Origin of the sequence: Piscinibacter sp. HJYY11 (assembly GCF_016735515.1) — a bacterium.
GTDB lineage: Bacteria > Pseudomonadota > Gammaproteobacteria > Burkholderiales > Burkholderiaceae_C > Rhizobacter.
Genome location: NZ_JAERQZ010000001.1, coordinates 4,245,332 through 4,271,219, shown reverse-complemented (window position 1 = coordinate 4,271,219; position 25,888 = coordinate 4,245,332). Strand labels below are relative to the sequence as shown.

Below are 25,888 nucleotides of genomic sequence, written 5' to 3'. Positions count from 1 at the left end.
ACGGCCCTCGTGACCGCCGGCTGACCCCGGCCCCCCTCGCTTCTGCTGCAGGCGCCTGACCCTGGCGCTTGCGGCGTTCCCGCGCCCACCCGGCGCATCCTGACCGACCGCTCCCATGAGCTCCACCCTTTCTCTCGCGCGCCGCCTCGCCGTGGCGCTCGGCACCCTCGTCTTCGCCGCGGCGGCGCAAGCCCAGATCGTGATCGGCCAGACGGCCGCCTTCACCGGGCCGGTGGCCGCCGGCGTGGAGGAGACCACCGCCGGCGCGCGGCTCTACCTCGACGCCATCAACGCCGCCGGCGGCGTGCACGGCAAGACCGTGCAGCTCGTGTCGCTCGACGACAAGTTCGACCCGAAGCTCGCCGGCGAGAACGCCCGCAAGCTGATCGTCGAGCACCGCGCGGTGGCGCTCTTCCTGAGCCGCGGCACACCGCACACGCAGGCCATGCTGCCGGCGCTCAACGAGTTCAAGGTCCCGCTGGTCGGCCCGTCGACCGGCGCGATGGCGCTGCACAAGCCGGTGCACCCCTATGTGTTCAACGTGCGCGCCACCTACCAGCGCGAAGCCGAACGTGCGGTCAAGCACCTGAGCCTGATCGGCATGGACCGCATCGCGGTCTGGCACGTCGACGATGCCTTCGGCGCCGATGCCGCGGCCGGTGCGGCCAAGGGCTTCGACGACGTGAAGAAGCAGCCGCTGGCGGTGGAGAAGTTCGACCGCAACAAGCCCGACTTCAGCACCATCGCGCCGCGGCTGGCCGCTGCCGAGGGGCAGGCGGTGCTGATCATCGGCACGGCGGCGGCACTGGTGGAAGGCACCAAGGCGATCCGCGCCGCCGGCTCGCGCGCGCAGGTGGTCACGCTCTCGAACAACGCCTCGGGCGGCTTCATCAAGCAGATGGGCCCGCTCGCCGCCGGCGTGATCGTGACGCAGGTCTTCCCCTACGAACGCTCGCTCGCAGCGCCCATCGTCAAGGAAGCCGTGGACCATGCCCAGGCGAAAGGCCTGCAGGGGGTGTCGCCGGCCATGATGGAAGGCTACGCCGCCGCCAAGGTCCTGGTGCTCGGCCTGCGCCGCGCCGGGCCGAACCTCACGCCGGCGAAGCTCGTGGAAGCGCTCAACGGGCTCGGCAAGGTCGAACTCGGCGGCATGGACCTGCACTACGCGCGCGACGACCACACCGGGCTGGTGTTCACCGACCTGTCCATCATCGGACAGGACGGCAAGTTCAGGCGCTAGCCGTCAGGAACCGTTCGACCAGGGCGAACTGCGACGGCGTGTTGAGCGCCGGGGCATGCCCGCAGCCGGGGATGGTCGCCACCACGGCGCGAGGGCCGCGCTGGCGCATGCGCTCGGTCACGTCGACCGGCAGCAGGTCGGAGGTCTCGCCACGCAGGCAGAGCACGGGGATGTCGAGGCTGTCCCACGCGTCCCACTGGTCGTAGTCGTGCGGGAAGGTCGAGAACTGCATCGCCATCGCCGGGTCGTAGTGCGGCGTCACGCGGCCGTCGGGCAGGCGGCGCACCGAGGTCTCGGTGAGGCGGCGCCACTGCGCGTCGCTCAGCCAGCCGTAGGGCTCGTAGATGGTGCGGAAGTACTTCTCGAGCTCGGTCACCGTGCCGAAGGCCGAAGGCGAGCCGGCGTAGGCGCGGATGCGGTCGGTGGCGGCCTTGGCGATCTCGGGGCCGACGTCGTTCATCACCAGGCGCAGCACGCGGCCGCGCAAGGTGGTGGCCGCCGCGCGCAGGCCGATCGCGCCGCCCATCGAGGTGCCGAGCCAATGGAACCGGTCGAGGCCGAGCTGGTTGACGAGCGAGGTGGCCTGGCGCACGTAGAACTCGAGCGAGTACTCCACCTCGGGCTTGGGGCTCCACTGGCTCAGGCCGCGGCCAAGCGTGTCGGGGCAGATCACGCGGTAGCGCTGCGACAGGTGCGCGGCGATGTCGTCCATGTCGCGCCCGGTGCGCGCGAGGCCGTGCCAGGCCAGCACCGTCTCCTGATGCTGTGCACCCCACTCGGTGTAGTGCAGCTCGCGGCCTTCGCAGACCAGGTAGTGGGAGGTCATGTGGGAAGAGAGGCTCATGGTCAGCGCCCTTTGGATCGCAGCGCCCGCAGCCGCCCCACTACCCCGGTCGGGAAGTGGTAGACCGAGAGCACGAAGAGCAAGCCCAGCCACAGCAGCCAGCGGTCGGGCGAGACGAGTTGCGACACGACGGGCACGCCTTCAACGGCTCCGGCGCCGAGCTTGAGCAGGTCTTGCAGGTAGTTCTGGGCGATGACGAAGAGCACGCTGCCCACGACTGCGCCATACACCGTGCCCATGCCGCCGATCACGACGATCAGCAGGATGTCGAGCATGATCTCGAAGCTGAGCGAGGTGTCGGGCCCGTTGTAGCGCAGCCAGATCGCGAGCAGGCAGCCCGCGAGCGTGGCGAAGAGCGCCGACAGCACGTTGCTCAGCGTGCGGTACACGACGACGCGGTAGCCGATGGCCTCGGCGCGGAAGTCGTTCTCGCGGATGGCCTGCAGCACGCGGCCAAAGGGCGAGTTGACGATGCGCAGCATCACGAGCACCAGCACCACCGTCGCGACGAAGAGCAGGTAGTAGCTCAGGAAGCGGCCATCGATGCTTGCGCCGAGGAAGGGCTCTTCCAGGTATTGCGTGCCGGGCTGCAGCGCCTCGGGCACCTTGAAGTTGAGGCCGTCTTCGCCACCGGTGAGGTCCGACAGCTGCGAGGCGAGCGACAGGAAGGCCGAGGCCACCGCCAGCGTGATCATCGCGAAGAAGATTGCCTTCACCCGCAGGCTGAAAAGGCCGATCACGAGCGAGAGCGCAAGCGCCAGCACGAGCGCCACGCCCACGCCGAGCGCCAGCGAGCCCCAGCCGGGGCCGAGGCGCGTGCTGGCGATGGCGACACCATATGCCCCGATGCCGAAGAACATGGTGTGCGCGAAGCTCACGATGCCGGTGTAGCCGAGCAGCAGGTCGAAGCTCGCCACGAGCACGATGAACACGAGGATCTTCGCGCCGACGTTGAGCGCCTTGGTGCTCGGGAAGAGAAACGGCGTGAGCGCGAGGCCCAGCACGATCACGATCAGGATGGCCGCGAGCCAGCGGTTGCGCGGCAGGTCGTTGGAGAGGAGTCTGCTGAACATCATGCTCACCGGTTTGCCACGGGATAGAGGCCCTGCGGCCTCCAAAGCAGGATCGCGACCATCAGCCCGATGTTGGAGAACATCGCGGCCTTCGGCGCGAGGAAGCCCACGTAGTTGGCGAGCAGGCCCACGAGCAGCGCCCCCACGAAGCAGCCGAAGGTGGAGCCCAGTCCGCCGATGATGATGACGATGAAGATCAGCGTGTTGACCTGCGCGCCGATCTGCGGGATCACGTTCTGCTGGTACAGGCCCCACAGCACGCCGCCCAGGCCCGCAAGCGCGGAGCCGGCGACGAACACGCCGACGAACAGGCGGCGGATGCGGTAGCCCAGGCTCTCGACCATCTCGCGGTCCTGCACGCCGGCGCGGATGAGCAGGCCGAGCTTGGTGCGGTTGAGCGTGAAGAGCATCGCGAGCAGCACCACGGCGCCGATCACGACCGCGACGAGGCGGTATTTCTCGACCACCGCATCGCCCCACAGCAGCGAGCCGCGCAGCGTGGTGGGCAGGGGCAGCGGGATCTGCTGCGGGCCCCACACGACCTTGATCAGCTCTTCGCCGATGATCATGCCGCCCATGGTCACGAGGATCTGCTTCAGGTGCTGGCCGTAGACGGGCCGCACCATCACCCGCTCGAAGCCCCAGCCGATGGCCGCGGTGATGCTCATCGCCGCGAGCATCGCGCAGAAGAGCACCGCCAGGTTCTTCAGCATGCTGTCGGCGTCCGACCAGCCGATCATCGCGCCGAACACGCTGGTCGCCACGAAGGCGCCGAAGGCGATGAACACGCCGTGGCCGAAGTTCAGCACGTCCATCAGGCCGAAGACGAGCGTGAGGCCCGAGGCGATGATGAAGATGATCATGCCCATCGCGAGGCCCGCGACCGTGAGCGTGAGCCACGACGACGGCGAGCCGATGGCGGGGAGCGCGACCAATGCCAGCAGCGGCACGAGCGCGAGCGGGATCCAGTCGAACGCGGCTTTCGGGATCGCCTCGGCCTTGGCGGCCGGCGCGGCGGTGGGGGTGGTCGTGGTGGTGTTCATTGATGCGCTCCCAGCGAGAGGCCGAGAAGGCGTTGCTGAAGTTCGTCGTTGTCGGCCAGCTCCTGCATCGGGCCGGTGTGCACGACGCGGCCGTCGTCCATCACCGCGACACGGTCGCCCAGCGCCTTGGCCATCGCGAAGTTCTGCTCGACGAGCAGCACCGTGGTCTGCGTGCGCTTGAGCTCGCGCAGGGCTTCGATCAGGTTCTGCACGATGGCGGGGGCGAGGCCCTTGCTGGGCTCGTCGATCAGCAGCAGGCGGCGCGGCTCGACCATCGCGCGGGCGATGGCCAGCATCTGCTTCTGCCCGCCCGAGAGCTTGCCGGCCGGGTAGAGCCAGAACTTCTTCACCGCGGGGAAGAGGCCGAACAGCCACTCGAGGCGCTGCGTGTCCATCTGCTCGGCCGTGCGCGCGCCGCGCGCGGCGAGCAGCAGGTTTTCCTTCACCGAGAGGTCGCTGAAGATGCCCATGTTCTCGGGCACGTAGGCGATGCCGAGCTGCGCGATGTCGGGCGTCGGCTTGCCGGCGATCGGCTGGCCGTCGAAGGTGATCGTGCCCTGCGACGCGGCCCACAGGCCCATGATCGTGCGCAGCGTGGTGGTCTTGCCAGCCCCGTTGCGACCGAGCAGCATGGTCACCTGGCCGGTGGGCACCTCGACGTCGACGCCGTGGAGGATGTGGTACTGGCCGATGTGCGTGTGCACGCCTTGCAGCTTCAACAAGGTGCTCATGCGGCCTCCTTCGTCGCGGTGCCGAGATAGGCCTGCTGCACGACCGGCGAGGCGATCACCGTCGCCGGGTCGCCATCGGCCACGAGCTGGCCGTTGTGCAGCACGATGATGCGGTCGGCCAGCTCGCGCACCACGTCCATCTTGTGCTCGACGAGCAGGATGGTCGCGTCGCGCCGCGCCTTCAGCCGGCGGATGAGGTCGAGGATCACCGGCACCTCGTCGACGCTCATGCCGGCGGTGGGCTCGTCGAACATGAAGACCTGCGGGTCGAGCGCCATCAGCATCGCCACCTCGAGCTTGCGCTGGTCGCCATGCGGCAGGCTGCTCGCGGTGGCATGGGCCTTGTCGCCCAGCTGCACCTGCTCGACGAGCTCGTGGGCGCGCGCGAGTGTCTCCTTGCGATCAAGCCACACCGACCACAGGTTGAGCCCTTCGCGGCGGCGCGACTGCACGACCAGGCGCACGTTTTCCACCACCGTGAGATTGGGGAAGAGCTGCGTGAGCTGGAAGGCACGCCCGAGGCCGCGGTGCGTGCGCGTCGAGGCGGGCTCGGCGGTGATGTCCTGCCCGCCCAGCAACACCTGCCCTTCGGTCGCGCGCAGCTGGCCGGAGATCAGGTTGAAGTAGGTGGTCTTGCCGGCGCCGTTGGGGCCGACGATGGCGGTGAGCGTGCCGGGCTGGAAGGCACAGCTCACGTGGTCCACCGCCACGTGGCCGCCGAAGCGGATGGTGAGGTTGCGGGTTTCGAGCATGTCGGGGCGGTAGAGGGCCAGCCAGCCTCGGTCACGAGGCTGGCATGTCGCGTGGCGTCGAGGCGATCAGCGCTTGTTGCGGATCGGGATGTTCATCTCTTCCGGCTTGATCTCGCGCACGAGCTCCGGCACGCCCCAGGAGAAGGCCGGGTCCACCTTGATGCGGAAGTGGTACATCGACTGCATGGCCTGGTGGTCTTCCTTGCGGAAGGTCATCTTGCCCTTGGGCGTCTCGAAGCTCATGCCTTCCATCGTCTTGATCAGCTTCTCGGTGTTGGTGTCACCGTTGGTCTTTTTCAGCGCTTCGACGATCGCGATGCCGGCACTCATGCCACCGGCGGTGAAGAAGTCGGGCGGAGTCTGGTACTTCTTGTAGTGGTTGGCGACCAGCCATTCGTTGGCCGGGTTCTTGGGCATGCCGAAGTAGTAGTAGGCCGCGCCTTCCATGCCGGGGAACTGCTTGTAGGCAATCATCGCGGGCAGGATGTTGCCGCCGCTGCCCACCTCGATGCCGTAGCGCTTCTTGAGGTCGAGCGCGGCCAGGGCGTTGAAGGGCGGCGTGGCGCCGGCCCACACGACCGAGATGACCTTGCGGCCCGGCTTGTCCTTCAGCGCATCGACGATGCGCTGGATGCCGGCGGTGAAGTCGGTCGTGTTCGGCGGCAGGTATTCCTCGTGCACGATCTTCGACTTCTTCAGCGCTTCCTTGAAGGCCTTGACGCCGTCGCGGCCGAAGGCCCAGTCCTGGGCCAGCATCGCAATCGACATCGCCTCGGAGTCCGCGACGACCGCGTTGGCGATGGCGTCCTGCGAGCTGTTGCGGCCGGTGCGGAAGATGTACTTGTTCCACTTGTCGCCGGTGATGGAGTCGGCCACCGCGGGCTCGACCAGCAGGATCTTCTTGTACTCCTCGGCCACCGGCAGCATGGCCAGCGCCACGCCCGAGCCGGTGGTGCCGACGGCGAGGTCGGCCTTGTCGTCGCCGTAGGCGGTGGCGAGCAGGTTCTTGCCCACGTCGGGCTTGCCCTGGTCGTCTTTCTCGATCACCACCAGCTTCTTGCCGGCCACCGTCATCGTGCCGCCGGTCGCGTATTCGAGGCCCATCATCAGGCCGGTGTGCGACTGCTTGGCGTAGGCCTCGAGCGGGCCGGTCTTGCCGTAGACGTGGGCGATACGGACCTCGGTCTTCGACTGGGCCTGCGCAAGCGGCGCGGCCAGGGCCAGCGCGGCGGCGGCGGCAACGGTGGTGAGGCCGGTGTGGACAACGCGGCGGCGGGTGGCGAAGTGCATGGTGTCTCCTGGGTTTTCTGGCGGCGCCGGTGCCGCCCGTGGGCGATCAAAGCGCAAAGCCTGTGCCCAGAAGCACCATGTCAGGGCAAACACTGAGTTCGCCTGGGAATGTCTGCGAGATTCCACACTTTGGGGCGCAACATGGCGCCTGAAGTCCAGACAGTGGCGTCCGGCGCGTGTCCACAGTCGAGACACTGCCTGAAGTTGAGACAGTCCTAGAGCTTCATTTCCAGACGCAGTTGCCAGTTGATGTAGGACTGGGTGTCGGTCTCACTGGTCTCGCGGATGGCGCCATTGTCGAAGCGGCTGCCGGTCACGTAGTCGCGTGCGGCGAGGTTGCTGCCCGACAAGCGCAGCTGCACGCCCGGCCGCAGGATGTAGAGCACGAAGGCGTCGACCACCCGCTTGTGGTCCTGCACGACCCACTGGCTCTCGCTGATGCGCGTGGTGTAGCCCGGCTGCCAGCTGACGTTGCCGCCCACGCTGATCGGCGTGCCGCGGAAGCGGTGGTCGGCGCCGAGGTTGACGATGCCGCCCGGCTGCTGGTCGAGCCGGTTGTCGGGGCCGGGCACATCCTTGACCCGGGATCGAAAGACGCTGCCGTTGAGGCGCAACTCGACCGGCGGCGCGTCGGCGATGGCGTCGCTGAGCCGGAACTTGGCCTCCAGCTCGATGCCCTGGGTGCGAGCCTTCCCCAGGTTCTGCATGCGGGAGACATAGCGTGTGCCCTCGAGCGAGGTCACGCTGCGCATGTAGCCCTCGATCTCGCGGTGGAAGACATTGGCGCTCAGGACACCACCGGCGGGCAGATAGCGTTCGATGGCCAAGTCGAGCCCGGTGGCTAGCTCGGGCTTGAGGTTGGGGTTGCCCGCCCGGTCTGGCCGCGTGGGCGAGTTGTCGTCGACGGTGCGGGGCCGGCCGATGAGGTTCTGCACGGTGGGGGCCTTGTAGCTGCGCGTGAGGCTCAGGCGGACCTGGTCGCGGCTGCGCGCATCGGGCTTCCACATGGTGTGCAGCAGCGGCGTCCAGACGCTGCTGCGGTTGGCGCTGTCGTCGAGCGACGTGCCGGCGAGCGACGCGCGGCTCCGCGTGCGAATGCCCTCCCAGCGCAGCCCCGCGTGCACCGCCCAGTTGGGGGTCGGGTTCCACTCGTCCTGGCCATACACCGCGGTGCGCAGCGTCGTCGCGGAGAACTGGTCGCCTTCCGACACCTCGCTGTGCGCTTCGTCGCCACGGTGATGCTCCAGCTCCGCGCCGGTGACGATGCTGTGGTCGTTCGCCGCCAGCGTGACGAGCTTGGAGCCGAGCGTCGCGGTGGTGCCGCGGCTGCTGTTGACGTCGTCGAACTGCGTCGCGCTGCGCTGCGTGCGCCCGCTCCAGCGGCCCTGCCCGAGGCCCCCTCGCAGCTCCAGCCGGCCCAGCGTCTCCAGCGTCTGGTTCCACTGCGCGTTGAGCCTGGCGTTCGCGTAGTGGCCGGTGGTGGTGATGACGTTGCGGTCATACGGCGGCGTGCCCACGTCCTGCGTGAGAACCGTCGTGCCCTCGTTGTCGTGCTGCGTGTAGAGCAGGAGCGGCGACAGCACCAGCGACGAGCCCTTCTCTCCACGCCACTGCAGCCGGCCGGTCGCGTGCATCCCGGTGCGCTTCTCGCGCGAGTCGGTCGCCTCGCGCTGGACGGTGCCACCGGCCTCTTCGCGCACGGTGCTGCTTTCGCTCAGCCTGTCGCTGCGGAAGACGGACAGCGAGAGGTTGTAGATCAGGTCGTCGACGCTGTCGTTGCGCGTCCACGAGAGCCCGGGCTGCAGGTGGCCGTTTTCCAGCCCCGTGCCGAGACGCAGGTCGTTCAGCCGCTTCTTGAACCCCTCGCGGGTGATGATGTTGATGGTGCCGGCGATCGCGCGCGCGCCGGTCTCGGCGGTGGGCGCGCGCAGGATCTCGATGCGCTCGATCTGCTCGGGCGTGAGGGTGTCGATCGAGAAGCCCGGCGGCAGGCGCTCGCCGTCGATCAGGATCTGCGTGTACCCACTGCCCAGGCCGCGCATGCGGATCGCGCCACCGCGGCCCGGCGGGCCCTGCAGCGTGATGCCGGGCAGGCGCTTCAGCACCTCGCCCAGCGTGCTGTCGCCGAAGCGGTCGATCTCCTCGCGCCCGATGACGATCTTGGCGGCAGTGGACTGGCGGCGCTCGGCCTGGTCGTTGTTGCGCGTGCCGGTGATCTCGACACGCTCCAGCTGCGGCGCCGGCGGCGGTGGAGCGGCGGGAGCCGGTGCGGGCGAAGGCGCAGGTGCAGGTGCGGGAGGGGGCTCGGCGACGGGTGCCTGCGCGTTGGCGGTCAGCGAGGCCACCGCGAGGGCCATCAAGGTGAGCGAGGTGGGAACGAGGTGACCAGCGGCGTGACGGACAGGCATGACAGGGCAGACACGAAAAGACCCTGAAGCATGCCCGGCTTCCGTGACCCCTGCATCGGTGACACCTCGGGCTTTGGTTTCCGCGAGGTAAAGATGCTCAGCCGGAGCCGAGCTTCTCGTACAGCGTGGCGCGCGAGATGCCCAGCAGCCGCGAGGCGGCGAGCTTGTTGCCGCCGGTCGCTTCGAGGGCCTCGCGGATGGCGCGCTGCTCCAGCTCGGCAATCGCCTGCGGCAGGGGCTTGATGGTGGCGGCCGCCGCGTCGGCCGCGCCCGCACGCGGCACGGCTTCTGCCGCCGGCACGGGGATCGGCGGGCTCAGGCGCGGCACGCCGTCGATCAGGCTCTGGAAATGCGAGGCGTTGAGCACCGCGTCGTCGGTCATCAGCGTGGCCTGCTCCAGCACGTTGCGCAGCTCGCGGATGTTGCCGGGCCACGACTGGCGCGCGAGCAGCTCCAGCGCATCGGCCGACACGCTCTTGTGCGGCAGGCCGCTGCGGCGGGCGATGTCTTCGGCCAGCGCGTCGACCAGTGCTTCGAGGTCGGGCAGGCGCTCGCGCAACGCGGGCAGGCGGATCGGCAGCACGTTGAGCCGGTAGTAGAGGTCGGCGCGGAAGCTGCCCGCGGCCACCATCGCCGGCAGGTCGCGGCTGGTGGCGGCGATGATGCGCACGTCGACACGCTCGACCTTGTTGCTGCCGAGCGGCTCGATCTCCTGCTCCTGCAGCACGCGCAGCAGCTTGCTCTGCAACGCGAGCGGCATGTCGCCGATCTCGTCGAGGAAGAGCGTGCCGCCGTCGGCCAGCTTGAACTTGCCGTCGCGGCCCTTGCGGTCGGCGCCGGTGTAGGCGCCGGGGGCCACGCCGAAGAACTCGGCTTCGAGCAGGGTGTCGGGCACGGCCGCGATGTTGACGCCGACGAAGGCGCGTGCGGCGCGCGTGCTCGCGGCGTGGATGGCGTGGGCCAGCAGCTCCTTGCCGGTGCCGGTCTCGCCGAGCAGCAGCACGGTGCTGTCGGTCTGGGCCACGCGGCGCGCCTGGCGCTTGGTCTCCATCGCCACCGGGCTCGAGCCGATGAAGCTCGCGATCGTGTACTTGGGCCGGCGCTGCGCGGCAAGCTGCTGGCGTGCGTCGTCGAGCTCGCGCTGCAGGCGGCTGAATTTCGTCATCAGCGGCTGCATCGTGGTCTCGGGGTGGTCGAGCAGCACGAGGCCGAGCGCGCCGATCACCTCGCCTTTCGCATCGCGCAGCGGCAGGCGGCTCACGAGGAAGGTGCCAGCCTGGTTGGTCAGCAGGTCCACCAGCATCGACTGGCCGGTGTCGACCACGTGGGCCATCAGCGTGTTGGGCACCACCTCCTCGACACGGCGGCCGACGAAGTCGTTTTCCTCATGGCCGAGGCCTGGCAGGAAGCGCTTGTAGCCTTCGCTGATCCACACGATGCGGTGCTGGCGATCGACCACCATCATGCCCATCGCGGCCTGGGCGAGTGTGTCGAACATGCTTTGCGCGGCGAGCTTGAGAACGCCGTCGGCGTCGGCTGGAAGTGTGGTCGTCGTCATGGGGCAGTGTCGTGTGCCGGACACTTTACGCCCCACGCAAGCGCTCAGCCCTCAGGGACTTCCTTGTTGGCGGAGACGGGTTCGACCACGGCAAAGACGCCGCTGCAGCGCACCACGACCTTGTCGCCGACCTTCAGCTCGCACTCGGCGAACGAGAGCCGCGCGCCGTGCTTGCGGATCGTCACGTGCGCCTCCAGCCAGTCGCCCACCTTGGCCGCGCCGAGGAAGTCGGTCGACAGGTTGACCGACACCATCGGCGCCGAGGGCTTGCGCGTGAGGTGCATGTTGCGGCCGAGCGCGCTGTCGGCCAGCGTGACCAGCATGCCGCCGTGGGCGATGCCGCGCATGTTGGTGTGCTTCTGCGCGAGGCGCAGGGCGATGATCACGCCGCCGTTGGGCGCGTCCTTCTGGTACAGCGGGCCGGCGTGGGTGAGCCAGGTGCCGCCGGGGACGAGCGGCACGAAACCCTCGGGGACGTTGTCTTCGGTGCTCATCAGAACCACGCGTCCTGCATCGTCAGGGTCGAATCGTTGAGGCTGCGCAGCAGCTCATGCTGAGGCTTGCAGCGCGGCAGCTCCCAGTCGAAGAACCAGGCGCTGGTGTGCAGCTTGCCACGGTAGAAGTTGACCTCGTCGTCACCCTTGGCATCTTTCAGGGCGCGCGTGGCGACCACTGCCTGGCGCAGCCACTGCCACGCGACCACCGTGTGGCCGAAAGCCTCGAGGAAGACGACCGAGTTCGCCAGTGCAAGCTCGCCCTTCTCCTTCAGGAGCGGCGCCAGCGCCTTGACCGTCTGCACGACGTTGGACCAGGCGATGCTCAGCGCATCGGCATTCGCGCTCAGGGTCTCGTAGACCGACGCGTCCTTCACCGTCGCGGCGATCTCGCGGCCCAGCAGCTCCAGGGCGGCGCCTTGCTGCATGACGACCTTGCGGCCCAAGAGGTCGATCGACTGGATGGCGTGCGTGCCCTCGTGGATCATGTTCAGCCGGTTGTCGCGGTAGAACTGCTCGACCGGGTACTCGCGTGTGTAGCCGTAGCCGCCGTGGATCTGGATCGCGAGGCTGTTGGCCTCCAGGCACCACTGCGAAGGCCAGCTCTTGACGATGGGCGTGAGCAGCTCCAGCAGCAGGCCGGCTTCTTCGCGCCTGGTCTCGTCGGGGCCGGTCTTCTGCTCGTCGACCAGGCGCGCGGCGTAGAGGCCCAACGCGAGGCCCCCTTCGACATACGCCTTCTGCGCGATGAGCATGCGGCGGATGTCCGCGTGCTCGATCAGCTTGATCTGCGGTTCGTTCGGGTCCTTGCTGCCGGCGCGGCGGCCTTGCGGGCGTTCACGCGCATATTGCAGCGAGGCGAGGTAGCCGCGGTAGCCCAGCATCACCGCGCCCATGCCGACGCCGATGCGGGCCTCGTTCATCATGTGGAACATCGCGGCGAGGCCCTGGTTCGGCTGGCCGATCGACTCGCCGTAGCACTGGCCCTTTTCACCAAAGGACAGCATGGTCGAGGTGGTGCCACGCCAGCCCATCTTGTGGATGAGGCCGGCGAGTGCCACGTCGTTGCGCGCACCCAGCGAACCGTCGTCGTTCACCATGAACTTCGGCACGATGAAGAGCGAAATGCCCTTCACGCCGGCCGGTGCGCCGGGCAGGCGGGCGAGCACGAGGTGGATGATGTTCTCGGAGAGCTCGTGGTCGCCGCCCGAGATGAAGATCTTGTTGCCGGTCAGGCGGTAGCTGCCGTCGGCCTGCGGCACGGCGGTGGTGGTGATGTCCGACAGGCTGGAGCCGGCCTGCGGCTCGGTGAGGCACATGGTGCCGAAGAAGCGGCCGCTGAGCATGTGCGGCAGGTAGCGCTTCTTCTGTGACTCGGTGCCGAAGCGGTTGATGACGTTGGCATTGGCGATGGTCAGGCCGACGTACGAGTTCGTCGCTGCGTTCGCGCTCTTGAAGATGGCCGAGAAGGCCTGGCCCATCAGCACCGGCAGCTGCATGCCGCCGAGTTCGTAGTCCTGCGTCGGCGCGATGAAGCCGGCTTCGCAGTAGGCCTGCAGCGCGTCTTTCACCTGCGGAATGATCTCGACCTGCTTGCCGTCGAATTCGGGCTCCTGCTCGTCGCTCTCGCGGTTGTGGGTGAAGAACTTGTCGGCGGCAATCGCCATCGCGGCGTCGAGCGCGGCAACGAAGGTCTCGCGGCTGTGGTCGGCGTGGCGCTCGCGCTGCGTCAGCGCTTCGGCATCGTTGACCTCGAAGATCTGGAAGTCGAGGTCGCGGCGGTTGAGGATGAGGTCAGCGGTCATGTTGTTCTGGATCTGATTGAAGAAGGGCCCGCAGCGTGTGGCATGCGGGCCCTTGGTCGAGAGCGAGGCGCGTCAGGCTGCGAGCAGCGTGTCGCTGAACTTGCCCAGGTGGTGGTCGACGTCACCGAAGGTCTGGTTGATGACCGTCAGGCGCTTGAAGAGGTGTGCCGCCATCAGCTCGTCGGTCACGCCCATGCCGCCGTGCATCTGCACCGCGCCCTGACCGACCGTGCGCGCCGACTGGCCGATGTAGGCCTTGGCGGCCGACACATGGCGACGGCGCTCGGCCGCATCCTTCGAGTCGACCTTCACCGCGGCGAGCAGCGCCATCGCGCGGCCGTACTCAGCGGCCATTGCCATGTCGGCCATGCGGTGCTGCAGCACCTGGAACTTGCCGATGGGCTGGTCGAATTGCTTGCGGTTCTTCAGGTACTCAAGCGTCTGCGCGTTCAGCGTGGCCATCACGCCCACGGCTTCGGCGCACAGCGCGGCAATGCCCCGGTCGAGCGCCCATTCGATCGCCGGCAGGGCCTGGTTGACCTGGCCCACAAGCGCATCGGCGCCGACCTTCACGTCCTTCAGGATCACGTCGGCGGCGCGCTGGCCGTCTTGCGTGCCGTAGGGGCGCAGGGTCAGGCCAGAGGCCTTGGCGTCGACGACGAAAAGCGAGATGCCGTTGGCGTCGAAGGCCGAGCCCGAGGTGCGGGCCGAGACCAGCAGCTTGTTCGCCGACGCGGCGGCCAGCACCACGGCCTTGTGGCCGCTCAGCGACCAGCCGTCGCCGTCTTTCTTCGCGGTGGTCGCAACGTGGTGGGTGTTGTAGCGCGCGCCCGGCTCCTGGTGGGCCAGCGTGGCAATGGTCGTGCCTTGCGTGATGCCGCCCAGCAGCGTGTCTTTCTGCGCCGCGTTGCCGATGTCGTTGATCAGGCTGCCCGAGATCACGATCGAGGGGATGAAGGGCTCGAGCGCGAGTGCGGTGCCCAGCGTCTCGGCGATCAGCATCGTGTCGATCGCGTTGCCGCCCAGGCCGCCCACCTCTTCGGGGAACGGCAGGGCCAAGAGGCCCAGCTCGGCGTAAGTGGACCAGGCCTCGGCGCTGTGGCCGAGCTCGCTCTTGGTGAGCGCGCGGCGGTGCTCGAAGCCGTAGTCCTTGGCGAGGTAGCGCTTCAGGCTGTCCTGGATCGCGGTCTGTTCTTCGCTGAGATTGAAATCCATGGTGATTCCTTTCGTGTTCTGTGATGCTTCAGAGGCCCAGGATCATCTGGCTGATGATGTTCTTCTGGACTTCGCTGGAGCCGCCATAGATCGTCGTCTTGCGGGTGTTGTAGTACGCGCCGGACAGCAGCGTCTCGCGGGCGGCGAAGAACTCCGTCAGCGGCTGCGGGTTGCCCGACAGGTCCTGCTGCTCGCGCAGCCAGGGCACGCCATAGGGGCCGAGCGCCATCATCGAGAGCTCGGTCAGCATCTGCTGGATCTCGGAGCCCTTGATCTTCAGCATCGAGGCCTCAGGGCCGGGCGCGTGGGACTTGCCCTCTTGCGACACGACCTTGAGGTTGGTGATCTCGAGCGCCATCAGCTCCATCTCCACTTGCGCAAGGCGGTCGCGGAAGCGCACGTCTTCGATCAGCGGCTTGCCGTTGTCGCCCGGCACCTTGCGGGCCAGCGTCTTCAGGCGCTTGATTGCCACCTTGGAGCGGCCCACGCCCGCGATGCCGGTGCGCTCGTGGCCGAGCAGGAACTTGGCGTAGGTCCAGCCCTTGTTCTCTTCGCCGATGCGGTTCTCGACCGGCACGCGCACGTTGTCGAACCAGACTTCGTTCACCTCGTGGCCACCGTCGAGCATGATGATCGGCTTGACCGTGATGCCCGGCGTCTTCATGTCGATCAGGAGGAAGCTGATGCCTTCCTGCTTGCGGCCTTCAGTGCTGGTGCGCACCAGGCAGAAGATCCAGTCGGCGTACTGGCCGAGCGTGTTCCAGGTCTTCTGGCCGTTGACGATGTAGTGCTCGCCCTTTTCGTCGGTGCCGCGCACGGCACGGGTCTTGAGCGAGGCGAGGTCGGAGCCGGCGCCCGGCTCGCTGTAGCCCTGGCACCACCAGTCTTCACCCGACAGGATGCGCGGCAGGTAGTAGGCCTTCTGCGCGGCATTGCCGAAACGCATGATCACCGGCGCGACCATCTTGATGCTGAAGGCCAGCTGCATCGGCGTGCCGGCCTCGGCGCACTCCTCGTCGAAGATGTGCTTCTGCACCGCGTTCCAGCCCGTGCCACCGAACTCCACCGGCCAGCTCGAGCCACCCCAGCCCTTCTTGTAGAGGATGTTCTGCCACTTGGTGATGTCTTCGGCCAGGTGACGCTCGCCCGAGGCGCCGCGATTGCGGATCTCCTGCGGCAGGTTCTCGGCGATGAAGCTGCGCACTTCCTCGCGGAATTTCTGTTCTTCTGGGCTGTATTCGAGATCCATGAAAAGTCTCCTGCGGCTGAGCCGTATTGCGGATGAGCGAAAAATGGATGCACATTCTGCATCGCAAAACGCCAAAGTATAAATTGGAACTTCTACCAAGCACCTTGCCCGCAACCCATCCTAAACCCTGTCACGCGGGCGACAACCCCGGGGAACACGCCCCGGTTCGGTCGGGATTCACCTTGTTTACAGTCAGGCCCTCAGCGGCTACGATGGTCGCCTTTGCAAAATAGTGTTCTGCATCGCGGAACTACAAATCACGCATCAACCTTCCCGCCTGGGGAGCGCCATGCGGCCATCGCTGTCCCTCCCGTGCCTTTCAGGAGCCAATCCCCATGAGCAATCAACCGACCTCCACCCAGTACGACGTTCGCGGCTCGGTGGCCGTGGTCACGCTGAACAACCCGCCGGTCAACGGTCTTGGGTATGGCCTGCGCAGCGGCATCGTTGCCGGCCTGGACAAGGCGCTGGCCGACCCCATGGTCACGGCCGTGGTGCTGATCGGCAGCGACCGTGCGTTCTCGGGTGGGGCGGACGTGAAGGAATTCGGCACGGCCAATGCCGGCAAGTCGCCCAACCTGCCCGACGTCATCAAGGCCCTGGAGAACTCGCCCAAGCCCGTGGTCGCCGCAATCGGCGGCATGGCCCTCGGCGGCGGCCTCGAGCTCGCGATGGGCGCGCACTTCCGCGTCGCCAAGGGTGACGCCAACCTCGGCCTGCCCGAAGTCAAGCTCGGCCTCCTGCCCGGTGCCGGCGGCACGCAGCGCCTGCCGCGCCTGATCGGCCTCGAATCCGCCCTGAACATGATCGTCTCCGGCGCGCCGGTGCCGGCCAAGAAGTTCGAAGGATCGCCGCTCATCGACGCCATCATCGAAGGTGACCTGGTGGAAGGCGCCCTCAAGTTTGCGGAGAAGGCCGTCGCCGACAAGCTGCCGCTCAAGCGTGCACGCGACCTGAAGGTCAAGCCCGTCGCCCCGGGCACCGAAGCCTTCCTGCAATTCGCCCGCAACACCGTGGGCGCAACGGCCAAGAACTACCCCGCCCCGCTCAAGTGCGTGGAAGCCGTGGCCGCCGCAGCGACCAAGCCCTTCGACGAAGGCCTGACCTACGAGCGCGAACTCTTCCAGGGGCTGATGCTCACGTCGGAGTCGCGCGCGCTGCGCCATGTGTTCAATGCCGAGCGCGCGGCCGGCAAGATCCCCGATGTGCCCGAAGACACGAAGCAGCGCGAGATCAGACGCGTTGGCGTCATCGGCGCCGGCACCATGGGCGGCGGCATCACGATGAACTTCCTGAACGTCGGCATCCCCGTCGTGCTGCTCGAGATGAAGCAGGAGGCCCTGGACCGCGGCCTCGGCACCATCCGCAAGAACTACGAGAACTCCGCCGCCAAGGGCAAGCTGACCGCCGAGCAGGTCGAGCAGCGCATGGCGCTGATCACCCCGACGCTGACCTACGACCCGATGAAGGACGTCGACCTCGTCATCGAGGCCGTGTTCGAGAGCATGGACGTCAAGGAGCAGGTCTTCAAGACGCTCGACGAGGTGTGCAAGCCGGGCGCGATCCTCGCGTCCAACACCTCCTACCTCAACATCGACAAGATCGCGTCGTTCACCAAGCGCCCGCAGGACGTGATCGGCCTGCACTTCTTCAGCCCGGCCAACGTCATGCGCCTGCTGGAAATCGTGCGCGGCGCCAAGACCGCCGATGACGTGCTGGTCACCAGCCTCGCGCTCGGCAAGAAGATCAAGAAGGTCGCGGTCATCTCCGGCGTGTGCGACGGCTTCATCGGCAACCGCATGCTGGCGCGCTACGGCGCTGCCGCCCAGGGGCTGATCAACACCGGAGCCCTCCCGCAGCAGATCGACGGCGCGCTGCAGAAGTACGGCATGGCGATGGGTCCGTTCCGCATGGGCGACCTGGCCGGCCTCGACATCGGCTGGGCCACCCGCAAGCGCAAGGCCGCAGAAGCCGGCGTCGAGCTCAAGCCCATCGTGGCCGACAAGCTGTGCGAAGCCGGGCGCTTCGGCCAGAAGACCGGTGCCGGCTGGTACCGCTACGAAGCCGGCAAGCGCGACCCGATTCCCGATGCGATGACCGAGCAGCTGATCAACGAATACCGCGCCGCCAGCGGCATCACCCCGCGCAAGGTCGAGGACAGCGAGGTCGTGGAGCGCTGCATCTTCGCGCTGGTCAACGAAGGCGCCCGCATCCTCGAAGAAGGCATCGCCGCCCGCGCCTCCGACATCGACCTCGTCTACCTCAACGGCTACGGCTTCCCCGCCCACCGCGGCGGCCCCATGCTGTACGCCGACATCGTGGGCCTGCCCAACGTCGTGCGCGCGCTGCGCCGCTTCGCCGCTGAACCGGGTGCCGATCCGTCCTGGCAACCCGCTCCGCTGCTGGTGAAGCTCGCCGAAGAAGGCAAGACCTTCAACTGAGCCCCCGCCGACCGCAGAACACACAGACAAGGAACCATCATGACCGACGCAGTCATCGTCTCCACCGCGCGCACCGGCCTGGCCAAGTCCTGGAAGGGCGCCTTCAACATGACCTACGGCGCCACGCTCGCCGCCCACTCGATCGAGCACGCCGTCAAGCGCGCCGGCATCGACCCGGCTGAAGTCGAGGACGTGTTCCTCGGCGGCTCGCTGTCCGAAGGCACCACCGGCGGCAACATCGCCCGCGTGGCCGCGCTGCGTGCCGGCCTGCCCGTGACCACCGCCGGCGTCACGATCAACCGCTTCTGCTCGTCGGGCCTGCAGGCGATCGCAATGGCGGCCCACTCGATCATCGTCGACGGCGTGCAGGTCGCCATCGGCGGCGGCGTGGAGTCGATCTCGTGCGTGCAGAACGAGACCAACCGCCACATGCGTGCCGACCCGGCCATGCTCGAGAAGAAGCCCGAGATCTACTGGAGCATGCTGCAGACCGCCGAGATGGTGGCCAAGCGCTACAACATCTCGAAGCAGTCGCAGGACGAATACGGCGTGCGCAGCCAGCTGCGTGCCGCCGCCGCGCTCGAAGCCGGCAAGTTCAAGGACGAGATCGCCCCGATGACCACCATCATGGGCGTCGTCGACAAGGCCACCGGCCGCCTGACCACCAAGGAAGTGACGATTGCCGCCGACGAAGGCATCCGCCCCGACACCACGCTGGAAGGCGTGGCGAAGATCCGCTCGGCCCTGCCGGGTGGCGTGGTGACCGCCGGCAACGCGAGCCAGTTCTCCGACGGCTCGTCGGCCTGCGTGCTGATGAACGGCAAGCTGGCCGAGCAGCGCGGCATCAAGCCGATGGGCATCTTCCGCGGCTTCGCGGTCGCCGGCTGCGAGCCCGATGAAATGGGCATCGGCCCGGTGTTCGCGATCCCCAAGCTGCTGAAGCAGACCGGCCTCAAGATCGACGACATCGGCCTGTGGGAGCTGAACGAAGCCTTCGCCTGCCAGGTGATCTACAGCCGCGACAAGCTCGGCATCCCCGACGACCGCCTGAACGTGAACGGCGGCGCCATTGCGGTGGGCCACCCCTACGGCGTGACCGGCTCGCGCCTGACCGGCCATGCGCTGATCGAAGGCAAGCGCCGTGGCGCGAAGTACGTGGTCGTGACCATGTGCATCGGCGGCGGCCAGGGTGCGGCAGGCCTGTTCGAGGTGGTCTGAGCCAAGCGCCCCCACAGCATGAGCAAAGACACGTCGGCCCTCCAGTTCAGCGGCACCAAGGCGGTCGCCCCGCAGCACGCGTTCGACGTGCAGAAGCTCGACGCCTACATGCGCCAGCACGTGGCCGGCTTCAGCGGCGACCTGCACGTCGAGCAGTTCAAGGGCGGGCAATCCAACCCGACCTTCAAGCTGACGGCCGGCGGCAAGAGCTATGTGATGCGCCGCAAGCCGCCCGGCGTGCTGCTGCCCTCGGCCCACGCGGTGGACCGCGAATACAAGGTGATCAGCGCGCTCGCCCGGACCGACGTGCCCGTCGCCAAGGCCTACGCGCTGTGCGAAGACCCGTCCGTGATCGGCACCGCCTTCTACATCATGGACTGCGTGGAAGGCCGCATCCTCTGGGACCCGCTGCTGCCCGACTACGACAACGCGCAGCGCGGCGAGCTCTACAGCGAGCTCAACCGCGTGATGGCCGCGCTGCACCGCGTCGACCCGAACGCCATCGGCCTTGGCGACTACGGCAAGCCCGGCAACTACATCGAGCGCCAGGTCGCCCGCTGGACCAAGCAGTACAAGGCCGCCGAGACCGAGACGATCGACGCGGCCGACCGGCTGATCGAATGGCTGCCCAAGTACATCCCGCAAGGCGACGAAGTGGCCATCGTCCACGGCGACTACCGCTTCGACAACGTGATCTTCCACCCCACCGAGCCGCGCATCCTCGCGGTGCTCGACTGGGAGCTGTCGACGCTCGGCCACCCGCTGGTCGACTTCGCCTACCACTGCATGACCTGGCGCATGGGCGGCGGGCAAGGCGGGCGCGGCATGGCCGGTGCCGACATCAAGTCCCTTGGCATCCCCAGCGAAGCCGAGTACGTGAAGCTCTACATGGAGCGCACCGGCCGCAAGGTCGCCGTGTCGCCCGCCGAGTGGAACTACTACATGGTGTTCAACATGTTCCGCCTCGTCGGCATCCTGCAAGGCATTGCCCACCGTGCGGTGCAAGGCAACGCATCGAGCGAACATGCGGTAGCGTCGGGCAAGCGTGCGCGCCCGCTCGCCGAGCAAGCCTGGGCCCTGGCCCAGCAGATCGACGCCTCGCGCTGATTTTCCTGTCGTACCCCTTCACATGAGAGCGCCGCCATGTCGGACCGCCACCTTGCCCACTGGCCGCCGGGGCTGCCCAAGCACCTGACCCTGCCCGAGACCAGCGTCTTCCACAACGCCGAGGTCTCGGCGCAGCGTTTCCCGAACAAGCCGTTCATCGTCTTCTACGACACGCCGGTCACCTTCGCCGAGTTCAAGGACGAGGCCGAGCGCATCGCCGGCTACCTGCAGCAGGTCTGCGGCGTGAAGGCCGGCGACCGCGTGCTGCTCTACATGCAGAACAGCCCGCAATGGGTGCTGGCCTTCTACGGCATCCTGCGTGCGAATGCGGTCGTCGTGCCCGTCAACCCGATGAACATGACGGAGGAGCTCAGGCACTACGTCCAGGACACCGGCGCGACCACGGCCTTCGTGCCGCAGGACCTCTACGCGCAGATGCAGCCGCTCATGGGCGAGCACGGCCTGCAGCACCTGATCGTCGTCACCTACAGCGACTACCTGAAGCGCCCGACCGACCTCACGGTGCCGCCCTTCGTCGCCGAGCGGCGCAAGACCTTCGACGACAAGGGCAGCATCGCCTGGGCCGAGGTCCTCGCGAAGAACCTGCGCCCCGGCCCGCTGACCGCCGGCCCCGACGACCTTTGCGTGATGCCCTACACCTCGGGCACCACCGGCCACCCCAAGGGCTGCATGCACACGCACCGCAGCACCCAGAGCACGCTGGTCGGCGGCGTGCACTGGTTCGGACGCACGCAGGACGCGGTGTTCCTCTCGGTTCTGCCCTATTTCCACGTCACCGGCATGGCCGGCAGCATGAACGGGCCGATGTACGTGGGCGGCACCATCGTCATCCTGCCCCGCTGGGACCGCGATGCCGCGGCGCAGCTGATGCAGCGCTACAAGGTGACGGTGTGGCAGGTCATCTCGACCATGATGATCGATTTCCTGTCGAACCCGAAGCTCGGGCAATACGACCTGTCGAGCCTGCAAGGCATCCGCGGCGGTGGCGCGGCGATGCCCGAGGCCATTTGCGCCAAGTTGAAAGAACTCACCGGCCTCGATTACGTCGAAGGCTATGGCATGAGCGAAACCCTGGCCGCGACCCACATCAACCCGCCGCACCGCCCCAAGAAGCAGTGCCTGGGCATCCCCGTGTTCGACGTCGACGCGCGGGTGGTCGACCCCGAAACCCTGCGTGAACTGGGCGTGGGCGAAACCGGCGAGATCGTGGTCCACGCGCCGCAGGTGATGCGCGGCTACTGGAACAACGAGAAGGCGACGCAGGAGACCTTCGTCGAGATCGACGGCAAGCGCTTCCTGCGCACCGGCGACCTCGCGCAGGTCGACGAAGACGGCTACTTCTTCATGGTCGACCGGCTCAAGCGAATGATCAACGCCGCTGGCTTCAAGGTGTGGCCCGCCGAGGTGGAAGCCCTGATGTACCACCACCCCGCGATCCACGAAGCTTGCGTGATCGGCGTGCGCGATGCGCGCCGCGGCGAGACCGTCAAGGCGCTCGTCGTGCTGAAGCCAGAATACAAAGGGAAGGTAAGCGAACAGGAGATCATCACCTGGTCGCATGACCACATGGCGGCTTACAAGAGCCCGCGCATCGTGGAATTTGTGGAGTCGCTGCCCAAGTCCGGATCGGGCAAGGTGCAGTGGCGCGAACTTCAAGAGCAAGAGGCTGCACGACAAGCAGCCCAGGCATGAGTTTTCCCCAACCCCTATCGGAGACATCCAGGATGACCCCCTCTCTGCAACGCCTGCGCCGTGCCCTCGTGCTGGCCACTGCCAGCGCCGCACTGGCTGCCCCCTTCGGCACTGCATTGGCGCAGGCCTACCCCAGCAAGCCCATCACGCTGATCGTGCCCTGGCCCGCCGGCGGCTCGACCGACCGCCACCACCGTGCACTGGCCGAGATCGCCAGCAAGCACCTGGGCCAGCAGATCATCGTCGAGAACAAGCCCGGCGCCGGCGGCACGCTCGGCCCGAGCAGCATGGCCATGACCGCCAAGCCCGACGGCTACACCATCTCGCAGTACCCGATGGGCATGCTGCGCATCCCGCACATGAACAAGGTGCAGTGGAGCCCCATCAACGACTTCACCTTCATCATCGGTGTGTCGGGCTACACCTTCGGCTTCGTGGTGAAGAGCGACTCGCCGCACAAGAGCTTCAAGGAATACATCGAAGCCGCGCGCAAGCAGCCGGGCAAGATCGACTACGGCTCCACCGGCATCGGCACCAGCCCGCACCTGCTGCTGGAAGAGCTGGCCGACAAGGCCGGCGTGCAGCTCAACCACATCCCGTTCAAGGGCAACGCCGACCTGATGCAGGCGCTGCTCGGCGGCCACGTGATGGCGGCGAGCGACGCGTCGGGCTGGGACAAGTTCGTCGACGGCGGCCAGATGCGCCTGCTCGTCACCTTCGGCGAGAACCGCACCAAGCGCTGGCCCAACGTGCCCACCGCCAAGGAGCTGGGCTACGGCATCGTGTCGCAGTCGCCCTACGGCCTGGTCGGCCCCAAGGGCATGGACCCGGCCATCGTGAAGACGCTGCACGATGCGTTCAAGAAGGCAATGGACGACCCGAAGCACGCCGAAGTGCTGGCCACGCTGAACCAGGACATGTGGTACCGCACCGGCGAGCAGTACAAGTCGTGGGCCATCGCGACCTACGCGAAGGACAAGCTCCTGATCGACCGCCTCGGCCTCGCCGCGAAGTAAGCCGTTTCACCCCACCCGGCGCGGGAGGTCGTGCCGGGTGGACTCTCATTTTTCAAACCTAGAAAGTGACTGTTGACATGAAAGTGCTGGTAGCCGTCAAGCGAGTGGTGGACTACAACGTGAAGGTGCGTGTGAAGAGTGACGGCAGCGGTGTGGACATCGCCAACGTCAAGATGAGCATGAACCCCTTCGACGAGATTGCGGTGGAAGAGGCCGTGCGTCTGAAGGAAAAAGGCGTGGTCACCGAAGTGATCGCCGTCTCTGCCGGCCCGGCCCAGTGCCAGGAGACCCTGCGCACCGCCATGGCCATCGGTGCCGACCGCGGCATCCTGGTCGAGACCCTTGATGGTCCAGGAAACGAGCTCCAGCCGCTGGCGGTCGCCAAGATCCTCAAGGCACTCGTCGACAAGGAACAGCCCGGCCTCGTCATCCTCGGCAAGCAGGCCATCGACGACGACTGCAACCAGACCGGCCAGATGCTCGCCGCCCTCGCCGACCTGCCGCAAGCCACCTTCGCCAGCAAGGTCGAGCTCACCGCGGACTCGGCCACCGTCACCCGCGAAGTCGACGGCGGCCTGGAGACCCTGAAGCTCAGCCTGCCGGCCGTGGTCACCACCGACCTGCGCCTGAACGAGCCGCGCTACGTCACGCTGCCCAACATCATGAAGGCCAAGAAGAAGCCGCTGGAGACCGTCAAGCCCGACGCCTTGGGTGTGGACGTCGCCCCGCGCATCAAGACCCTGAAGGTCAGCGAGCCCCCCAAGCGCAGCGCCGGCATCAAGGTGCCCGATGTCGCCACGCTGGTCGACAAGCTCAAGAACGTCTCCAAGGTCATCTAAGGGAAGCAGGAGAACACAACATGACCACGCTCGTCATTGCTGAACACGACAACAAGTCCGTCAAGGGTGCGACCCTGAACACCGTCACCGCTGCCGCCGCCATCGGGGGCGACGTGCACGTGCTCATCGCCGGCAACAGCGCCGGTGACGCCGCCAAGGCCGCCAGCCAGATCGCCGGTGTGGCCAAGGTGATCCACGCCGACGGCGCCCAGCTCGACCACGGCCTGGCCGAGAACGTCGCCGCCCAGGTCTTGACCATCGCCGGCCACTACAGCCACATCCTCTTCCCGGCCACTGCCAGCGGCAAGAACGTTGCCCCGCGCGTGGCCGCCAAGCTCGACGTCGGCCAGATCAGCGACATCACCAAGGTGGTGAGCCCGGACACCTTCGAGCGTCCGATCTACGCCGGCAACGCGATTGCCACCGTGCAGAGCGCCGACAAGGTGAAGGTGATCACCGTGCGCACCACCGGCTTCGATGCCGCGGCCGCCACCGGTGGCAGCGCCGCCGTCGAGACGGCAGCAGCCGCCGCCGACTCCGGCAAGAGCAGCTTCCAGGGCAGCGAGATCGCCAAGAACGACCGCCCCGAGCTGACCGCCGCCAAGATCATCGTCTCCGGTGGCCGCGCACTCGGCTCGAGCGAGAAGTTCGTCGAGGTGATGACGCCGCTGGCCGACAAGCTGGGTGCGGCCATCGGGGCCAGCCGTGCTGCGGTGGATGCGGGCTACGCCCCCAACGACCTGCAGGTCGGCCAGACCGGCAAGATCGTCGCGCCGCAGCTGTACATTGCCGCCGGCATCTCGGGGGCCATCCAGCACCTGGCCGGCATGAAGGACAGCAAGGTGATCGTGGCCATCAACAAAGACCCCGAGGCACCGATCTTCTCGGTCGCTGACTACAGTCTCGAAGCCGACCTCTTCACCGCCGTGCCCGAGCTGGTGAAGGCGCTCTGAATCGCGCGGCAATCACCCAGGTGACAGAGCGGAGCAAGCGATGCGGTCGCACCAGCGTCCACTTCGACAAGCCCCGCTCCAGTCGCTATAAAACCGGGTTCCACTCAACAGGAGACATGACATGAATGCACCGCTTGAATTTGCGTCGCTCAAGAACCAGGTCTCCGAAGCAGAGTGGCAGACACGGGTGGACCTGGCCGCTGCCTACCGGCTGGTGGCCTTGTTCGGCTGGGACGACCTGGTCTTCACCCACATCTCGGCCCGCGTGCCCGGCGAGCCCGACAACTTCCTGATCAACCCCTACGGTCTCTTCTTCGACGAGATCACGGCCTCCAGCCTGGTGAAGGTCGACCACCACGGCGCGAAGGTGTCGGCCTCCAAGTACGACATCAACCCGGCCGGCTTCACGATCCACAGCGCCGTGCACGAGGCGCGCCCCGAGGTCAACTGCGTTCTACACACCCACACGCTGCACGGCGTGGCGGTGTCGGCGCAGAAGCACGGCCTGCTGCCGCTGTCGCAGCACTCCACGCTGCCGCTCAACCAGATCGCGTACCACGACTACGAAGGCATCGCGCTGCGCGACGACGAGAAGCCCCGCCTGTGCGCCAACCTCGGCAAGGCCAACTGCCTGATCCTGCGCAACCACGGCCTGCTGACCTGCGGCCGTTCGGTGGCCGAAGCCTTCCAGGGCATGTACATGCTCGAAGCAGCCTGCCGCATGCAGATCCTCGCGCAGTCGGGCGGTGTGGAGCTCAACCACATCCCGCAAGACGTGGTCGAGCTCAACATGCAGCAGGCCCGCGATGCCTCACGTGGCCAGGGCTCCAACCTCGTGTGGCCGGGCCTCCTGCGCCGGCTCGATCGCCGCAACCCGGGGTACGACGCTTAAACGCAGA

Annotated in this window: 21 protein-coding genes; 9 read left to right on the top strand and 12 right to left on the bottom strand. The window is 67.3% G+C overall.

Features of this window, described 5'->3' with window-relative positions:
• Positions 1-115 precede the first annotated feature (115 nt).
• On the top strand, positions 116-1,240 hold the full coding sequence (locus JI745_RS20055; protein WP_201811100.1) for an ABC transporter substrate-binding protein: 1,125 nt from the start codon (positions 116-118) through the stop codon (positions 1,238-1,240).
• On the opposite strand, the gene JI745_RS20050 is transcribed toward JI745_RS20055, so the two are convergent.
• The 12 genes from JI745_RS20050 to JI745_RS19995 form a co-directional block, all read right to left on the bottom strand.
• Entirely contained in the window at positions 1,230-2,084 is an 855-nt protein-coding gene (locus tag JI745_RS20050) for an alpha/beta fold hydrolase (protein ID WP_201811098.1), read from the bottom strand. The genes JI745_RS20055 and JI745_RS20050 overlap by 11 nt on opposite strands.
• 2 nt (positions 2,085-2,086) lie before the next feature.
• Positions 2,087-3,160 (bottom strand): branched-chain amino acid ABC transporter permease, encoded by a 1,074-nt coding sequence (locus tag JI745_RS20045; protein ID WP_236675062.1) that lies wholly within the window; start codon positions 3,158-3,160, stop codon positions 2,087-2,089.
• A 2-nt stretch (positions 3,161-3,162) separates the two neighbouring features.
• Positions 3,163-4,200, bottom strand: coding sequence for a branched-chain amino acid ABC transporter permease (locus JI745_RS20040; protein WP_201811094.1), 1,038 nt, complete (start codon positions 4,198-4,200; stop codon positions 3,163-3,165).
• Entirely contained in the window at positions 4,197-4,931 is a 735-nt protein-coding gene (locus JI745_RS20035) for an ABC transporter ATP-binding protein (RefSeq protein ID WP_201811092.1), read from the bottom strand. Before JI745_RS20035 ends, JI745_RS20040 begins: the two co-directional genes overlap by 4 nt.
• Positions 4,928-5,683 (bottom strand): ABC transporter ATP-binding protein, encoded by a 756-nt coding sequence (locus tag JI745_RS20030; protein ID WP_201811090.1) that lies wholly within the window; start codon positions 5,681-5,683, stop codon positions 4,928-4,930. Before JI745_RS20030 ends, JI745_RS20035 begins: the two co-directional genes overlap by 4 nt.
• Positions 5,684-5,749: 66 nt before the next feature.
• Positions 5,750-6,973, bottom strand: a complete 1,224-nt coding sequence (locus JI745_RS20025) for a substrate-binding domain-containing protein (RefSeq protein ID WP_201811088.1) — start codon at positions 6,971-6,973, stop codon at positions 5,750-5,752.
• Between the two features lie 215 nt (positions 6,974-7,188).
• On the bottom strand, positions 7,189-9,381 hold the full coding sequence (locus JI745_RS20020) for a TonB-dependent siderophore receptor (RefSeq protein WP_201811086.1): 2,193 nt from the start codon (positions 9,379-9,381) through the stop codon (positions 7,189-7,191).
• Between the two features lie 97 nt (positions 9,382-9,478).
• Positions 9,479-10,939 (bottom strand): sigma-54-dependent Fis family transcriptional regulator, encoded by a 1,461-nt coding sequence (locus JI745_RS20015; RefSeq protein ID WP_201811083.1) that lies wholly within the window; start codon positions 10,937-10,939, stop codon positions 9,479-9,481.
• Between the two features lie 44 nt (positions 10,940-10,983).
• Positions 10,984-11,433 carry a PaaI family thioesterase gene (locus JI745_RS20010; RefSeq protein ID WP_201811081.1) on the bottom strand — a complete coding sequence of 150 codons (450 nt, stop codon included), beginning with the start codon at positions 11,431-11,433 and terminating at the stop codon, positions 10,984-10,986.
• On the bottom strand, positions 11,433-13,238 hold the full coding sequence (locus JI745_RS20005) for an acyl-CoA dehydrogenase (RefSeq protein WP_201811079.1): 1,806 nt from the start codon (positions 13,236-13,238) through the stop codon (positions 11,433-11,435). Before JI745_RS20005 ends, JI745_RS20010 begins: the two co-directional genes overlap by 1 nt.
• 72 nt (positions 13,239-13,310) lie before the next feature.
• On the bottom strand, positions 13,311-14,453 hold the full coding sequence (locus JI745_RS20000; RefSeq protein ID WP_201811077.1) for an acyl-CoA dehydrogenase family protein: 1,143 nt from the start codon (positions 14,451-14,453) through the stop codon (positions 13,311-13,313).
• Positions 14,454-14,481: 28 nt separating this feature from the next.
• Positions 14,482-15,702, bottom strand: a complete 1,221-nt coding sequence (locus JI745_RS19995) for an acyl-CoA dehydrogenase family protein (protein WP_201811075.1) — start codon at positions 15,700-15,702, stop codon at positions 14,482-14,484.
• A 335-nt stretch (positions 15,703-16,037) separates the two neighbouring features.
• Between JI745_RS19995 and JI745_RS19990 the strand changes: the two genes are divergently transcribed.
• The 8 genes from JI745_RS19990 (at position 16,038) to JI745_RS19955 (ending at position 25,881) form a co-directional block, all read left to right on the top strand.
• Positions 16,038-18,143: a 3-hydroxyacyl-CoA dehydrogenase NAD-binding domain-containing protein gene (locus tag JI745_RS19990; RefSeq protein WP_201811073.1), complete on the top strand. Its 2,106-nt coding sequence runs from the start codon at positions 16,038-16,040 to the stop codon at positions 18,141-18,143.
• A gap of 39 nt (positions 18,144-18,182) precedes the next feature.
• Positions 18,183-19,361: an acetyl-CoA C-acyltransferase gene (locus tag JI745_RS19985; protein WP_201811072.1), complete on the top strand. Its 1,179-nt coding sequence runs from the start codon at positions 18,183-18,185 to the stop codon at positions 19,359-19,361.
• An 18-nt stretch (positions 19,362-19,379) separates the two neighbouring features.
• Entirely contained in the window at positions 19,380-20,468 is a 1,089-nt protein-coding gene (locus tag JI745_RS19980; protein ID WP_201811070.1) for a phosphotransferase, read from the top strand.
• Between the two features lie 36 nt (positions 20,469-20,504).
• Positions 20,505-22,181: a long-chain fatty acid--CoA ligase gene (locus JI745_RS19975; protein WP_201811068.1), complete on the top strand. Its 1,677-nt coding sequence runs from the start codon at positions 20,505-20,507 to the stop codon at positions 22,179-22,181.
• A 32-nt stretch (positions 22,182-22,213) separates the two neighbouring features.
• On the top strand, positions 22,214-23,197 hold the full coding sequence (locus JI745_RS19970; protein ID WP_201811066.1) for a tripartite tricarboxylate transporter substrate binding protein: 984 nt from the start codon (positions 22,214-22,216) through the stop codon (positions 23,195-23,197).
• 77 nt (positions 23,198-23,274) lie between these two features.
• A complete protein-coding gene (locus tag JI745_RS19965) occupies positions 23,275-24,036 on the top strand; it encodes an electron transfer flavoprotein subunit beta/FixA family protein (protein WP_201803858.1) in 762 nt (253 codons plus the stop codon).
• A gap of 20 nt (positions 24,037-24,056) precedes the next feature.
• Positions 24,057-24,989, top strand: a complete 933-nt coding sequence (locus tag JI745_RS19960) for an electron transfer flavoprotein subunit alpha/FixB family protein (protein ID WP_201811064.1) — start codon at positions 24,057-24,059, stop codon at positions 24,987-24,989.
• Between the two features lie 121 nt (positions 24,990-25,110).
• Positions 25,111-25,881, top strand: a complete 771-nt coding sequence (locus JI745_RS19955) for a class II aldolase/adducin family protein (protein ID WP_201811062.1) — start codon at positions 25,111-25,113, stop codon at positions 25,879-25,881.
• Positions 25,882-25,888: the final 7 nt, after the last annotated feature.

Excerpts from the sequence above, each read along its gene's own strand:
- JI745_RS20020 (WP_201811086.1), bottom strand. The coding sequence starts at position 9,381 with ATGCCTGTCCGTCACGCCGCTGGTCACCTCGTTCCCACCTCGCTCACC.
- JI745_RS20040 (WP_201811094.1), bottom strand. The coding sequence starts at position 4,200 with ATGAACACCACCACGACCACCCCCACCGCCGCGCCGGCCGCCAAGGCC.
- JI745_RS19965 (WP_201803858.1), top strand. The coding sequence starts at position 23,275 with ATGAAAGTGCTGGTAGCCGTCAAGCGAGTGGTGGACTACAACGTGAAG.
- JI745_RS19960 (WP_201811064.1), top strand. The coding sequence starts at position 24,057 with ATGACCACGCTCGTCATTGCTGAACACGACAACAAGTCCGTCAAGGGT.
- JI745_RS19995 (WP_201811075.1), bottom strand. The coding sequence starts at position 15,702 with ATGGATCTCGAATACAGCCCAGAAGAACAGAAATTCCGCGAGGAAGTG.
- JI745_RS20055 (WP_201811100.1), top strand. The coding sequence starts at position 116 with ATGAGCTCCACCCTTTCTCTCGCGCGCCGCCTCGCCGTGGCGCTCGGC.
- JI745_RS20025 (WP_201811088.1), bottom strand. The coding sequence starts at position 6,973 with ATGCACTTCGCCACCCGCCGCCGCGTTGTCCACACCGGCCTCACCACC.
- JI745_RS19955 (WP_201811062.1), top strand. The coding sequence starts at position 25,111 with ATGAATGCACCGCTTGAATTTGCGTCGCTCAAGAACCAGGTCTCCGAA.
- JI745_RS19990 (WP_201811073.1), top strand. The coding sequence starts at position 16,038 with ATGAGCAATCAACCGACCTCCACCCAGTACGACGTTCGCGGCTCGGTG.
- JI745_RS19985 (WP_201811072.1), top strand. The coding sequence starts at position 18,183 with ATGACCGACGCAGTCATCGTCTCCACCGCGCGCACCGGCCTGGCCAAG.
- JI745_RS20030 (WP_201811090.1), bottom strand. The coding sequence starts at position 5,683 with ATGCTCGAAACCCGCAACCTCACCATCCGCTTCGGCGGCCACGTGGCG.
- JI745_RS19975 (WP_201811068.1), top strand. The coding sequence starts at position 20,505 with ATGTCGGACCGCCACCTTGCCCACTGGCCGCCGGGGCTGCCCAAGCAC.
- JI745_RS20035 (WP_201811092.1), bottom strand. The coding sequence starts at position 4,931 with ATGAGCACCTTGTTGAAGCTGCAAGGCGTGCACACGCACATCGGCCAG.
- JI745_RS20015 (WP_201811083.1), bottom strand. The coding sequence starts at position 10,939 with ATGACGACGACCACACTTCCAGCCGACGCCGACGGCGTTCTCAAGCTC.
- JI745_RS20010 (WP_201811081.1), bottom strand. The coding sequence starts at position 11,433 with ATGAGCACCGAAGACAACGTCCCCGAGGGTTTCGTGCCGCTCGTCCCC.
- JI745_RS19970 (WP_201811066.1), top strand. The coding sequence starts at position 22,214 with ATGACCCCCTCTCTGCAACGCCTGCGCCGTGCCCTCGTGCTGGCCACT.
- JI745_RS20000 (WP_201811077.1), bottom strand. The coding sequence starts at position 14,453 with ATGGATTTCAATCTCAGCGAAGAACAGACCGCGATCCAGGACAGCCTG.
- JI745_RS20045 (WP_236675062.1), bottom strand. The coding sequence starts at position 3,160 with ATGATGTTCAGCAGACTCCTCTCCAACGACCTGCCGCGCAACCGCTGG.
- JI745_RS20050 (WP_201811098.1), bottom strand. The coding sequence starts at position 2,084 with ATGAGCCTCTCTTCCCACATGACCTCCCACTACCTGGTCTGCGAAGGC.
- JI745_RS19980 (WP_201811070.1), top strand. The coding sequence starts at position 19,380 with ATGAGCAAAGACACGTCGGCCCTCCAGTTCAGCGGCACCAAGGCGGTC.
- JI745_RS20005 (WP_201811079.1), bottom strand. The coding sequence starts at position 13,238 with ATGACCGCTGACCTCATCCTCAACCGCCGCGACCTCGACTTCCAGATC.